The 12,878-nt window shown below is 72.4% G+C and carries 13 protein-coding genes; 3 read left to right on the top strand and 10 right to left on the bottom strand.

The annotated features are described in order from the left end of the window. Window positions 1-45: 45 nt before the first annotated feature. From pdxT to DEI81_RS02940, 5 genes are all read right to left on the bottom strand, one after another. Complete coding sequence (gene pdxT, locus DEI81_RS02960) at window positions 46-660, bottom strand: pyridoxal 5'-phosphate synthase glutaminase subunit PdxT (RefSeq protein ID WP_111009028.1); 615 nt, start codon at window positions 658-660, stop codon at window positions 46-48. Continuing rightward, window positions 650-1,582 (bottom strand): pyridoxal 5'-phosphate synthase lyase subunit PdxS, encoded by a 933-nt coding sequence (pdxS, locus tag DEI81_RS02955; protein ID WP_111009027.1) that lies wholly within the window; start codon window positions 1,580-1,582, stop codon window positions 650-652. The genes pdxT and pdxS overlap by 11 nt, the downstream gene beginning before the upstream one ends. 34 nt (window positions 1,583-1,616) lie before the next feature. Beyond that, a complete protein-coding gene (locus DEI81_RS02950; protein WP_111009338.1) occupies window positions 1,617-2,156 on the bottom strand; it encodes an HIT domain-containing protein in 540 nt (179 codons plus the stop codon). Between the two features lie 59 nt (window positions 2,157-2,215). Beyond that, window positions 2,216-4,204 carry a threonine--tRNA ligase gene (thrS, locus tag DEI81_RS02945; protein ID WP_375334757.1) on the bottom strand — a complete coding sequence of 663 codons (1,989 nt, stop codon included), beginning with the start codon at window positions 4,202-4,204 and terminating at the stop codon, window positions 2,216-2,218. A 163-nt stretch (window positions 4,205-4,367) separates the two neighbouring features. Continuing rightward, window positions 4,368-4,901 (bottom strand): adenine phosphoribosyltransferase, encoded by a 534-nt coding sequence (locus tag DEI81_RS02940; RefSeq protein WP_111009026.1) that lies wholly within the window; start codon window positions 4,899-4,901, stop codon window positions 4,368-4,370. Between the two features lie 251 nt (window positions 4,902-5,152). Between DEI81_RS02940 and DEI81_RS02935 the strand changes: the two genes are divergently transcribed. Then, window positions 5,153-6,154: a glycoside hydrolase family 6 protein gene (locus DEI81_RS02935; RefSeq protein WP_111009025.1), complete on the top strand. Its 1,002-nt coding sequence runs from the start codon at window positions 5,153-5,155 to the stop codon at window positions 6,152-6,154. 52 nt (window positions 6,155-6,206) lie between these two features. Here DEI81_RS02935 and DEI81_RS02930 read toward each other — a convergent pair whose 3' ends face one another. The 3 genes from DEI81_RS02930 to DEI81_RS02920 form a co-directional block, all read right to left on the bottom strand. Further along, on the bottom strand, window positions 6,207-8,795 hold the full coding sequence (locus tag DEI81_RS02930) for an ATP-dependent Clp protease ATP-binding subunit (RefSeq protein WP_111009024.1): 2,589 nt from the start codon (window positions 8,793-8,795) through the stop codon (window positions 6,207-6,209). Between the two features lie 129 nt (window positions 8,796-8,924). Next, entirely contained in the window at window positions 8,925-9,410 is a 486-nt protein-coding gene (gene ybaK, locus DEI81_RS02925) for a Cys-tRNA(Pro) deacylase (RefSeq protein ID WP_111009023.1), read from the bottom strand. Window positions 9,411-9,483: 73 nt separating this feature from the next. Beyond that, window positions 9,484-9,747: a hypothetical protein gene (locus DEI81_RS02920; RefSeq protein ID WP_111009022.1), complete on the bottom strand. Its 264-nt coding sequence runs from the start codon at window positions 9,745-9,747 to the stop codon at window positions 9,484-9,486. A gap of 123 nt (window positions 9,748-9,870) precedes the next feature. Here DEI81_RS02920 and DEI81_RS02915 point away from each other — a divergent pair, with 123 nt between their 5' ends. Together DEI81_RS02915 and DEI81_RS02910 are read left to right on the top strand one after the other, a co-directional pair. Further along, the gene (locus DEI81_RS02915) at window positions 9,871-10,059 is read left to right on the top strand and encodes a hypothetical protein (RefSeq protein ID WP_111009021.1); all 189 of its coding nucleotides are present in this window, start codon (window positions 9,871-9,873) and stop codon (window positions 10,057-10,059) included. 72 nt (window positions 10,060-10,131) lie between these two features. Then, the gene (locus tag DEI81_RS02910) at window positions 10,132-11,007 is read left to right on the top strand and encodes a hypothetical protein (RefSeq protein ID WP_111009020.1); all 876 of its coding nucleotides are present in this window, start codon (window positions 10,132-10,134) and stop codon (window positions 11,005-11,007) included. Window positions 11,008-11,100: 93 nt separating this feature from the next. Here the strand turns inward: DEI81_RS02910 and DEI81_RS02905 are convergent, their stop codons facing one another. Next, on the bottom strand, window positions 11,101-11,607 hold the full coding sequence (locus DEI81_RS02905) for an NUDIX domain-containing protein (protein WP_258368467.1): 507 nt from the start codon (window positions 11,605-11,607) through the stop codon (window positions 11,101-11,103). Then, window positions 11,604-12,833: an SGNH/GDSL hydrolase family protein gene (locus DEI81_RS02900; RefSeq protein WP_181435311.1), complete on the bottom strand. Its 1,230-nt coding sequence runs from the start codon at window positions 12,831-12,833 to the stop codon at window positions 11,604-11,606. The genes DEI81_RS02905 and DEI81_RS02900 overlap by 4 nt, the downstream gene beginning before the upstream one ends. Window positions 12,834-12,878: the final 45 nt, after the last annotated feature.

Genomic DNA, 12,878 nt, shown 5'->3' with positions numbered 1-12,878 from the left:
GGGACGGGTGGAGCCGCGCCTCCCCCCTGGCGCGCGCCGACCGGGTCAGGCGTCGGCGACGAGCTGGAGGAAGCGGCGGTGGAAGCGGTCCTCGCCGCTGACCTCGGGGTGGAACGCCGAGGCGATGACGTTGCCCTGCTGCACCGCGATCGGTCGGCCGTCGGGCAGGGCGCCGATGACCTGCACGTCGGGACCGTGGTCCTCGACCACCGGGGCACGGATGAACACGGCGTGCACCGGGGCCTCGCCGAGGTCCGGCATCGGGATGTCGATCTCGAACGAGTCGTTCTGGTTGCCGAACGCGTTCCGGCGGACCGTCGTGTCGAGCACGTCGAGCGTCCGCTGCCCGTCGATGCCGTCCTGGATGCGCGACGACAGCATGATCATCCCGGCGCAGGTGCCGTACGTCGGCAGGCCCTCGTGGATGGCCTGGGACAACGGCTCGGCGAGACCGAACGACCGCGCCAGTTTGTCCATCACGCTGGACTCGCCCCCCGGGATCACGACGCCCTGGAGGCTCGCGAGTTCCTCCGGGCGACGGAGCGGCACGACCTCGGCACCGAGCGCCGTCAGCGACGCGATGTGCTCCCGGAAGTCGCCCTGGAGTGCGAGGACCCCGATCCGGGGCCGGACGCTCCCGACGACGGGGCTACCAGCCACGCTCGGCGAGGCGGTGCGGCGCGGGGACGTCGGCCACGTTGATGCCGACCATCGCCTCGCCCAGACCGCGGGAGACCTCGGCGATGACCTTCGGGTCGTCGTGGAACGTGACGGCCTTGACGATCGCCGCGGCGCGCTTCGCCGGGTCGCCGGACTTGAAGATGCCCGAGCCGACGAACACGCCGTCCGCGCCGAGCTGCATCATCATCGCCGCGTCCGCCGGGGTGGCCACGCCGCCCGCGGTGAACAGCACGACGGGCAGCGCACCCGTCCGGGCGACCTCCTTGACGACGTCGTACGGAGCCTGCAGCTCCTTGGCGGCGACGTAGAGCTCGTCGTCCTTGAGGTTGCGGAGCGCGGCGATCTCCTTCGAGATCGTGCGGATGTGCCGCGTCGCCTCGGAGACGTCGCCCGTGCCGGCCTCGCCCTTGGAGCGGATCATCGCCGCACCCTCGGTGATGCGACGGAGGGCCTCACCGAGGTTCGTCGCGCCGCACACGAAGGGCGTGGTGAAGTCCCACTTGTCGATGTGGTTGACGTAGTCCGCCGGCGAGAGGACCTCGGACTCGTCGATGTAGTCGACACCGAGCTCCTGCAGCACCTGGGCCTCGACGAAGTGGCCGATGCGTGCCTTCGCCATGACGGGGATCGACACGGCGGCGATGATGTCCTCGATCATCGACGGGTCGGACATGCGGGCGACGCCGCCCTGGGCCCGGATGTCGGCGGGGACACGCTCGAGCGCCATGACCGCCGTCGCGCCGGCGTCCTCGGCGATGCGCGCCTGCTCTGCGTCGATGACGTCCATGATGACGCCGCCCTTGAGCATCTCGGCGAGGCCGCGCTTGACGCGCGAGGAACCGGTGATCGAGGTGCCGGGGGTCGAGGCGGGATCGGTGGTCGATGCGGTGCTGTCGCTCATGATCCACCCAGTCTAGTTGCCCGGCGGAGCGTGATCACGCTGGGCGAACACGCGACTCGTGCGGCCACGCCTCGGTCACCAGGCGCCGGGTCTCGCCGAGGAGCTGGGTGATCGCCTTCGTCCGCGCGATGATCGGGAAGAAGTTCGAGTCGGACGCCCAGCGCGGCACGATGTGCTGATGCAGGTGCGCCGCGACGCCCGCGCCGGCGATCTCGCCCTGGTTCATGCCGATGTTGAAGCCGTCGCAGTGCGCCACGGTCCGGAGCACGCCCATCGCGGTGCGCGTGAGGGCGGTCATCTCGGCGGCTTCTTCGTCGGTCGCCTCGTCGTACAGGGCCACGTGGCGGTAGGGGCAGACGAGCAGGTGGCCGTTGTTGTACGGGTAGAGGTTGAGCAGCACGAATGCCGTCCGGCCGCGGGCCACGATGAGGGCGTCCTCGTCCGGCAGGGTCGGCGCGACGCAGAACGGGCAGTCGTCCTTCTGGCCACGCCCCTCCCCCGCGCGTCCCTGCTCGATGTACACCGCGCGGTGCGGCGTCCAGAGGCGCTGGAACGCGTCGGGCACGGCGGCCATGTCCGCGGAGGAGCGGATGACGAAGGGGTCGCCCTCCGTTCCCGGGGTCTCCGCCACGGTCAGACCTGAGCCCGCTCGCGGATGGCCGTCGTGATGCGGTCCACGGCCTCCTGGATCGGCACGCCGTTGTGCTGGCTGCCGTCGCGGAACCGGAAGCTCACGGCGCCCTGCTGCCGGTCCTCGTCGCCCGCGATGAGCATGAACGGGACCTTCTGCTTGGTGTGGGTGCGGATCTTCTTCTGCATGCGGTCGTCAGAGTGGTCGACCTCGGCGCGCACGCCCTGCTCGCGGAGCCGCGTGACGACCTCGTCGAGGTAGTCGCCGTACTCCTCGGCCACCGGGATCCCGACGACCTGCACCGGTGCGAGCCACGCGGGGAAGGCACCCGCGTAGTGCTCGGTGAGGACGCCGAAGAACCGCTCGATCGACCCGAAGAGCGCGCGGTGGATCATCACCGGAGGCTGACGCGATCCGTCCGCGGCGGTGTACTCGAGGCCGAAGCGCTCGGGCAGGTTGAAGTCGAGCTGCACCGTCGACATCTGCCACGTGCGGCCGATCGCATCACGGGCCTGGACCGAGATCTTCGGACCGTAGAACGCGGCTCCGCCCGGGTCCGGCACGAGCTCGAGACCGGAATCGGCGGCGACCTCCGCCAGCGTGCTCGTGGCTTCCTCCCAGACCTCGTCGGAGCCGACGTACTTGTCCGGGTCCTTCGTGGAGAGCTCGAGGTAGAAGTCGGTGAGGCCGTAGTCGCGGAGCAGCGACAGCACGAAGTTCAGCGTGCGGGTGAGCTCGTCCTTCATCTGCTCGCGCGTCGTGAAGATGTGGGCGTCATCCATCGTGAGACCACGGACACGGGTCAGGCCGTGGATGACACCGGACTTCTCGTTCCGGTACACGGTCCCGAACTCGAACAGCCGGAGCGGGAGGTCGCGGTAGGACCGGGCCTGCGAGCGGTACACGAGGATGTGCATCGGGCAGTTCATCGGCTTGAGGTAGTAATCGGCGCCCTGCCGGGTGATCTCGCCCTCGTCGTTCCGTGCCTCGTCGAGGTGCATCGGCGGGAACATGCCGTCCTTGTACCACCCGAGGTGGCCGGACTGTTCGAAGAGGTCGCCCTTGGTGATGTGCGGCGTGTTGACGAAGGAGTAGCCCTCGGCCTCGTGGCGGCGCCGCGAGTAGTCCTCCATCTCGCGGCGGATGATCCCGCCCTTGGGGTGGAAGATCGCGAGGCCCGAGCCGATCTCGTCCGGGAACGAGAACAGGTCGAGCTCGGCCCCGAGCTTGCGGTGGTCGCGCTTGGCGGCTTCCTCGAGGCGCTCGAGGTACGCGCGGAGCTGGTCCTTGTCGGGCCATGCGGTGCCGTAGATCCGCTGGAGCTGCGGGTTCTTCTCGGAGCCACGCCAGTAGGCCGCAGCCACCCGCATGAGCTTCGCGGCGTTGCCGATGACCCGGGTCGTGGGCAGGTGCGGCCCGCGGCAGAGGTCCTGCCAGACGACCTCGCCGGACTTCGGGTCCACGTTCTCGTAGACGGTGAGTTCGCCGGCACCGACCTCGACGCTCTCGCCGGCGTCACCCTCGCTCGCCGCGCCCTTGAGGCCGATCAGCTCCTGCTTGTACGGCTCCCCCGCCATGAGCTCGCGCGCCCCGTCGTCGCTCACCACGCGACGGACGAACCGCTGGCCCTGCCGGATGATGCGGTCCATGCCCTTCTCGATGGCCTTGAGGTCCTCGGGCGTGAACGGCTCGGCCACGTCGAAGTCGTAGTAGAAGCCGTCGGTGACGGGCGGTCCGATGCCGAGCTTCGCCTCGGGGTTGATCGCCTGCACGGCCTGCGCGAGCACGTGCGCGGTCGAGTGCCGGAGGATGTCGAGGCCGTCCTGCTCAGCGAGGGTCACGGGCTCGACGACCGCCCCGGCGGAGACCTCGGCCGCGAGGTCACGGAGCACACCGTCGACCCGGATCGCCACGACCGACCGCTCGCCCGCGAACAGCTCGGTCCCGGTCGTCGTGGTCGTCGCCGTCACGGTCGCGGGTGCCGGCGGCACGTCGGGCTGGTCGGCGGCGGGGACGACTGACTCGGTCACGGTGGTGGGGCTCCCTCGTTCGGTGGTGCACCAACACTAGTCGGCCGGGAGGCCCGCACCGCCCCGTCGACGACCCCGGCCCGCACCGTGGCGGGAGTGCTCGCTGCGCAGCGCGCGCGAGGCGTCAGGCGGGCGCGGTCCCGAGGGTGTGCACCGGCAGTCGACCCTCGAGACGGGCCCGGCCCCCGAGGCCGTCGAGTTCGAGGAGCGCTGCGAACCCGACCGCGTGGTACCCGGCACGTTCGAGCAGCGTGATGGTCGCCTCGGCGGTGCCACCCGTCGCGAGGACGTCGTCGACCACGAGGACGCGCGTGCCCTCGGGCAGTTGTCCGGGGCGCAGCTCCACCGCGGCCTCGCCGTACTCGAGCGCGTACTGCTCGCTGAGGACCTCGCCGGGGAGCTTCCCCGCCTTGCGGACGGTGAGCACACCCCTGCCCCGCTGGACGGCGATCCCCCCGGCCAACGCGAACCCGCGCGCCTCGATGCCCGCCACGGCCTCGACGTCCGTGAACGGCTCGGCGAGTGCGCCACAGACGGTCGAGAACGCGACGGGATCGGCGAACACCGGGGTGACGTCGCGGAAGAGGATCCCCGGCTTCGGGAAGTCCGGCACCACGGCGGTGAGTCGTTCGACGAGGGACGCGGCGTGCTCGGTCATGCCCCAACCGTACGGGGACGGCGCTGGCCGGCGTGTCGTCGGTACCGGCGCGGGACGGGGTACGCCGTGCGCCGATCCGGACCGCCCACCGGGGTACAGGCTGTCCTGCTGGCCGGCGAGGAGCACACGGCGTGGCGGTTGGCAAGCCCCTCCGGTCCGCGTGGACAAGCGGAACGGCGGCCGGTTGACTTGTCCCCCACACACGGCAGACGTACAGGACGTCTGTCAGCGATCACCCAGGGGAACAACCGATGAACCGCATCGTCCGTGCGGCCCTCGTGGCCGCCGCCGTCGCGTCGATCAGCACCACGACGGCCATCACCGCCAGCGCATCGGCGGCGACCGCCACCGTCACACCGGCGACGATCCGTACTGCTCCGACGCAGACGATCTACCAGGGCGGTCTGTACGTCCAGCCCGACAGCCAGCCGGCGCAGGCGGCAGCGACCCTCGCCGCACAGGGCCGGGCCACCGAGGCAGCGGCGGCGCGGACGATCGCACGCCAGCCGATCGCGATCTGGTTGGGCGAGTGGTTCCAGGGCGGCCTGCTCGACAGCACCATCGCACGGAACCTGGCGAGCGCAGAATCGAAGGGCACCACCCCGGTGTTCGTCACCTACGCGATCCCCGACCGGGACTGCGGCGGGTACTCCGCTGGTGGGCTGACGCCCGCGCAGTACACCGCGTGGAACCAGCAGATCGCGGACGACCTCCACGGTCATCGCGCGGTCGTGCTCGTCGAGCCCGACTCGCTCGCGATGCTCCCGTCGTGTTCGCAGGACGCGTCGACGCGGCTCCCGCTCCTCGGGACAGCGGTCGCACAGTTCCACGCCGCCGGTGTCCCCGCGTACCTCGACGGGGGGAACTCGAGCTGGAACACGCCGGCCGTCACGGCCTCGGAGCTGAACCAGGCGGGCGTCAGCCAGGCGCGCGGGTTCTTCACGAACGTGTCGAACTTCAACGCCGTCGACCCGGAGCGCTCCTACGCCGGCAAGGTGTCCGCCCTCACCGGCGGATCGCACTTCGTCATCGACGTCTCGCGGAACGGTCGCGGTGCCCGCGGCGACTGGTGCAACCCAGCGGGTGCCGGCCTCGGTCAGGACCCGCACGTCACGTACGGCAGCGGCCAGCTCGACGCGCTGCTGTGGGTGAAGACACCCGGTGCGAGTGACGGCACGTGCAACGGTGGGCCGGCGGCCGGCGACTGGTTCGCGTCGTACGCGGTCGGACTCGTGCAGAACGCCGCGCGCTGACGCCCGTCCGGTCCGTGGCACCGCCCGGACAAGTTCCTCCACCCGGAGTGGACTAGACCCGCACGCGGGCGTCCCGGTCCACGGTGGCGACGAGCTGGTCGGCGACCACGTCGATCGCGATGGTCTCGCCGGCCGCGACCTCGGAGCGGACCATGAGGTCCGCGACGCGGTCCTCGACCTCGCGCTGGATGAGCCGACGCAGCGGACGGGCGCCGTACTCGGGTTCGTACCCGTGCTCGGCGAGCCAGTCGACTGCGGCGGGACGGACCTCCAGGTCGAGGTCCTGCGCGGCCACCCGACGTGCGGTGTCGGCGAGCAGGAGCCCGACGATGGCGTGCAGCTGCGCGCGGTCGAGCTTGCGGAACAGCACGATCTCGTCGATCCGGTTGAGGAACTCGGGCCGCATGGCCTCGCGGAGCTTGCCCATCACCCGGTTCCGCAGGTCCTGCTCCTCGTACCCCGAGGCGTCGGTCGCCGCCGAGAACCCGAGGGCGCCCGAACGGCTGGCGAGGAACTCGGACCCGAGGTTCGACGTCATGATCACGACCGTGTTCCGGAAGTCCACGGTGCGTCCCTGCCCGTCGGTGAGTCGTCCGTCGTCGAGCACCTGCAGGAGCAGGTTGAACACGTCCGGGTGCGCCTTCTCGATCTCGTCGAGCAGGATCACCGAGTACGGGTTCCGGCGGACACGCTCGGTGAGCTGCCCGGCTTCGTCGTACCCGACGTACCCGGGAGGGGCGCCGACGAGCCGACTGACCGTGTGGCGCTCCCCGAACTCGCTCATGTCGAAGCGGAGCATCGCGGTCTCGTCGCCGAACAGGCTCGACGCGAGCGCCTTCGCCAGCTCGGTCTTGCCGACACCGGTCGGGCCGAGGAACAGGAAGCTCCCGACGGGGCGACGCGGGTCGCCCATGCCGGTGCGGCTGCGACGGACGGACTTGGCGATGGCGGCGACCGCGTCGTCCTGCCCGATCACCCGTGCGTGCAAGTCGTCCTCGAGGACCGCGAGCCGGGCGCGGTCGTCCGCGGTGAGCCGCGAGGCGGGGATGCCGGTCGCACGGGCGACGACCTCGGCGATGTCCGCCTCGGTGATCGTCGTGTCGGCCTCCGTCCGGGAGGCGCTGCTCGCGTCGGTCGCGGTGGGCGCGGTGGTGGACTCGATCCGGGCCTCCAGTCCGTCGATGGCGTCACGGAGCCGCGATGCCTCCTCGTACTGCTCCTCGGCGACCGCGCGGTCCTTGGCGGACTGCAGATCGACGATCTCGGCACGCAGGGCGTCGACGTCGACCGTGCCGCTGAGGGCGAGACGGCGCCGCGCGCCGGCCTGGTCGATGAGGTCGATGGCCTTGTCAGGCAGGAAGCGGTCGGTCACGTAGCGATGTGACATCTCGACGGCCGCGCGGATGGCGTCGTCCGTGTAGGCGACGCCGTGGTGCTCGGCGTACCGCGGCGCCAGGCCGGCGAGGATCTGCACGGCGTCGGCCACGCTCGGCTCGCCGACCGTCACGGGCTGGAAGCGGCGTTCGAGCGCGGCGTCCTTCTCGATGCGGCGGTACTCGTCGAGCGTCGTGGCGCCGACCATGTGCAGGTCACCGCGGGCGAGGCGCGGCTTGAGGATGTTGCCGGCGTCCATGCCGCCGTCACCACCGCTGCCGGCGCCGACGACGGTGTGCAGCTCGTCGACGAACACGATGAGCTCGTCGCGGTGCGCGGCGATCTCGTCCATGACCTTGGTGAGTCGCTCCTCGAAGTCACCGCGGTAGCGCGTGCCCGAGACCATCGCGGCCATGTCGAGTGCGACGACCCGCTTGCCCTGGAGCAGCGTGGGGACGTCGCCGTCGACGATGCGCTGGGCCAGGCCCTCGACGATCGCGGTCTTGCCGACGCCCGGTTCACCGATGAGGACCGGGTTGTTCTTGGTACGGCGGAGCAGGATCTCGACGGTCTGCTCGATCTCACCGGCGCGGCCGATCACGGGGTCGATGCCGCCCTCGCGCGCACGGGCGGTGAGGTCGGTGCCGAACTGGTCGAGCGTCGGGGTGTCGGACTCCTGGCCCGGTGTGCCGGCCGCGGTGCTGCCGGCGACCGGGCGTCCCTCGCGGGCGGCACGGGCGGCGTCCTGCGCGTACTGCTGCATGGTCTGCGGCGTCACGCCCGCGGCGACGAGCATCTGCCCGGCGACGGTGTCCTGCTCGACCACGAGCGCGAAGAAGACGTGCTCGGGGTCGACGTACGTGGATCCGAACGCGCGCGCGGCCTGCGCGGCGTCGAGGAGCGCGCGCTGCGCTGAGGGCGTGAGCGCGGGACGGCCCTCGGGGCGCTCGTCGGACGGCTCCGGGAGTCGTTCGTCGACCGCGGCGGCGAGCCGCTCGGGGTCGGCGCCGACGGTGCGGACGAGCCCGGCGAACGGCTCGGCGGTCACGAGGACGCGGAGCAGGTGCAGCGCGTCGATCTCGTGGTGGCCGCGCTCCACGGCGAACGTCGCCGCGGCGCGGAGCACTTCGTGGGTGCGGCGGCTGAGGAGCCGCGTGATGTCGACGGGCCGGCCGAACGGCACGGACCGCTGCTGGCCCTGGAGCAGGCGGGCGAGGAACTCGTCGAACGAGTTGTCGCTGCCGGTCGGGCCGAAGACGTCTGACAAAGGGACCTCCTGTGGAACTTGAGTGCGTCCGACTCAATACAACGCAGAGGTGCCCCGGCCATTCCCGGGTGCGGGAAGAAGTTGCGTCGACCCGACTCAGGTCCGCGAGGTGGCCGCCACGGCGCCGGCTCAGTCCCGCGCGATCGCGGCCGTCGCGCCCGCCGTGATCGCGAGGAGGTCTCGCGGCGCGAGTTCGATGTCGAACCCCCGCCGTCCGCCGCTCACGAAGATCGTGGCGTAGTCCTCGGCCGACGCGTCGAGCACGGTTCGGAGCGTGGTGCGCTGTCCGACCGGGCTGATGCCGCCGACGACGTATCCCGTGCGCCGCTCCGCGAGGTCCGGTGCCGCGAGCGACGCCTTCTTGCCCCCGACCGCGGTCGCGATCGCCTTGAGGTCGAGTCGGTTCGCGACGGGGACCACCGCGACCACGAGCTGCTCGTCGACCTGGACGACGAGCGTCTTGAACACCTGGTCCTCGCGGAGCCCGAGCGCCGCGGCCGCCTCGGCGCCGAAGTTCGTCGCCGTCTCGTGGTGCTCGTACACGTGCGGCGTGTAAGGGACACCGGCACGGTCGAGTGCGACCGTGGCCGGGGTGCGCGGGGAGGCAGCGGTCATGCCGTGATCTTGCCTGGAGTCCGCTGAACGTGGTCCGCGGCGCGCGGGCAGCCGTCGCTCCCGCGGAACGGGATCAGCCGCCCTGACCCTCCTGCTGCGGGCCCTGGTCCACCGGGTCGTACTCCGTGCCCCGTCCCTGCTCCTCGTCCGGCAGCGGGTTGCGGCGCTCGGCGGAGACACCGCCCGTGTTCGTGGCCACGTAGTCCGCCGCACCCGACTGGGTGTCCTCGCTCATCGGCCGGGTGAGGTCGCCCTGCAGCACGCTGTCGGAGGTGCTCGCCGCTGCCGCCTCCGCAGCCGCAGCCGGGTCGCGCTGGTCGTGCCCTGGTTCCGTCATGTCGCCGAGCCTAGGCCGACGGCGACGACGACGTCCCTGGGAACGGAGGTCGCGGGCCGCGCCTAGCGTCGGCGCGAGGGGCGCTCGGCGTGGGCGCCCCGGCCACGCGGACGAGGAGGCGTCATGAGCAACGACGGAACGAGCGGCAGCGACCGCGAGTGGGAACCGCCCATCGTCGACGGGGAGCCGGTCACCGCGGAACGGCTGGAGCGCGACCTGTCCTTCGACATCGACGCGGCGCCCGCGGACGACGCGCTCACGGACGACGACGCCCGGACCGCCGACCTGGAGGCCACCGAGGCCGAGGACTGACCCCGGCCGCTCCGCGGGCCGCTCCACGGGCCGCTCCACGGAGCAGGATGGGTGGGACGAACGGCGGAGGACATGTCGGCACTCGATGACGGGGTCGGCGGCGCCGGCCCGGAGCCGGGCCGGCGCCGCGCGGCGTTGCAGGCGATCGCGTACGGGCCGGACGCCACGCCCGCCGAGGCGCAGGCCGCTCGCCGGGCGCTCGATGCCCTCGACCCCGCGCCTGGCCGGCCGGTCGTCGCCGAGACGCGCGATGCTCGACCGACCGGCGCCGACCGGACCGACTCGATGCCGATGGCTGCCGACCGGGTCCCGTCCGGTGCGGGCGCCGCTGCCCCCGCACCGCCCGACCCGACCTCGGCCCGGGCGAGCGACGTCGCACCGGTGACCGCGCTCGACGACGGGCGGTCCAGCGGCTCCGGCTCCGGTCGCGCGCCGAGGCGAGGAGCGTGGGGCCGCCTCCCGGTCCGGCTCCGCCGTGTCGGCCTCGTCGCGATCGTCGGCACCGCACTCGCGTCGTTCGGCGTCGGTGCACTGGTCGGGACGACGATCGACCAACAGCGGTCACGACCGTCGGTCGCGGCCGCCACGAGCGACGGGGAACGCACCCTCGCGGCGCTGCTCTCGGCGCCGCAGACGTTCGCCGACCAGATCCCGGGAGCGGTCTCGGCTCCCGTGCGGCTGCACTCCACACGCCTGGTGTTCACGAACCGCTCCCTGTCGGCGGACGACGCCCAGACGCCGTGGGACGTGTACGCGGCGGTCGGGACGAACGCGTCGCTCGTCTGCCTGCTCGCGACGGCGGACGGTCGGACGGCGAGCACGTCGTGCTTCCCCCGTGCCGACGCCCTCACCGGATCCGTCACCCTCGTGACGCAGAGCGAGAGCGGCACCCTCACCGTGCACGTCCGCGGCGGGGTCGTGTCCGGTCGTGTGCGGCCCTCGTCCTGAGCCCGCCGCCTCTCTCGTGGGCGCGACGCCTCTCTCGGGTGCGACGCCCCTCTCGTGGGCGCGACGCCTCTCTCGCCGCCCCTCTCGTCGGCGCTACGCCTCCTCGCGACGGAGCAGGGTGAGCAGGGCGTCGAGCGCAGGCACCTGACCCGCCACGAGGTCCGTCCGTGCCGCGGCGACGCTCGTCCACCGGGCGTCGTCCACCTCGGGGAACGACACCATCCGGCCCGACCCCCGCGGGAGCTCGACGAGGAAGGTCGTGCTCCGGACCGTCTCCACGACGAGGTCCGACGCGCCCGCGAACAGCGTGACGCGCTTGCCCGAGGCCTGGCGGAACGTGCCGAGTTCGACGTACGGCACGTCCGGTGCGGGGACGCCGATCTCCTCGTGGAACTCGCGCCGCGCGGCGTCGAGCGGTGTCTCGTCGAGGTACTCGCCCTTCGGGAACGACCACGCCCGTGGTCGCCGCCGCCAGAACGGGCCACCCATGTGCGCGACGAAGACCTCGGTGTCGATCTCCGGGTCGGCAGCACCACGAGCGACCGGTGCCGCGGCCGATCGGTACAGCACGATGCCCGCGCTCGTCACCACGGCCGTCACGACCCGTCGGGACGACGTCGACGACGCACGAACGCCCAGACGACCACGACAGCGCCGAGGACGACCACCCCCGCGCCGATCGCCAGCCGGCCCGCGTCGGCGGAGGACCGAGCGGCGGCCGCACGAGCCGCTGCCGACGCGGACGCCCGCGCCTGCGCGGACGCGCTGGCCCGTGCCTCCCGGGCCCGTGCCGCGGCCTCCGCGTACACGGCGCGGATGCGGCGTCCGGCGTCCGTGGCCATCGCTCCGGCACCCGCTGCGTTCGGATGCAGCGCCCCGGGTACGAGGTCGACGTCCCGGAGGCCGGACGAGGCGGACAGGGTGATCCCCCGGACGAACGGCCGGGTCCTCGAACACGGTGAGTGGGCGGCCGTCGCGGAGAGCATCGAGACGTAGGTCCCACCGGCCTGGTGCACGACGGCCCGCGTCGTCCGGTCGAGCCGCTGCTGCACGCCGTGGAGGTAGCGGACGTCCGTGTCCGTGAACGGGAACGCATCGCGCGGGAACGACCCGGTCAGGCTCGCGGCGTCGAGCGCGGCGCGGAAGCAACCCGCCGTTGGTGTGTGGGCGGCGTCCGGGAAGATCGTGGGGTACCCGACGACGACGAGTCGGGCGTGCGGCGCGGCCGTCCGCACCGCACGCACCGCCGACCGGATGCCACGGGTGACGGGACCCTCGACGGCCGCCGCGAGCGCGTCGGTCCCGTCGGTGACCAGGCGGCTGCGACAGTTCGGCACGTCCGCCCCCGACAGCACGGGTCCGCGTCGGGACAGGGCGACGCACGAGGACGCCGTCGCGAACAGCCCCGCGTCGTTGCCGCCGATGGACAGCGTGACGAGCCGCGTCCGGTCGCTCAGCGCGTCGACCTGCGGTGCGGCACCGTTCTGGCGTCGGGAGACGACGTCGGCGCTCGTGGCCCCCGCGCACGTCACGTCCACGAGCCGGAGGTCCAGGCTGGCCGCGATGCGGTGCGGGTAGTCCTCGGATGACTGGCCGCAGGCCGGGACCGGGTCCCCCGTCGCATGTGGCAGGCCGTAGCCGGCGGCGTAGGAGTCGCCGAGCGCGACGTACTCCGCTCCGCGCGGGGGCAGACCGTCGCGACCGGCGCGCGCACCGTGGTGCGCGGTGGAAGCGGGCACCACGGTGGCCGCCGACGCGGCCGGTCCCGCACCGGGGTCGGCGGTGCCGATGACGACGACGGACAGGGCGGCGGATGCGGCGATCACGGCCAGCGGACGGCAGAGCAGGATGGGGACCTCACCAAGCGGGGA

The sequence above is a fragment of the Curtobacterium sp. MCBD17_013 genome, assembly GCF_003234565.1.
Classification (GTDB): domain Bacteria; phylum Actinomycetota; class Actinomycetes; order Actinomycetales; family Microbacteriaceae; genus Curtobacterium.
Note: the sequence above shows the minus strand (reverse complement) of the source record. Positions and strands in the feature narration are given on the sequence as shown.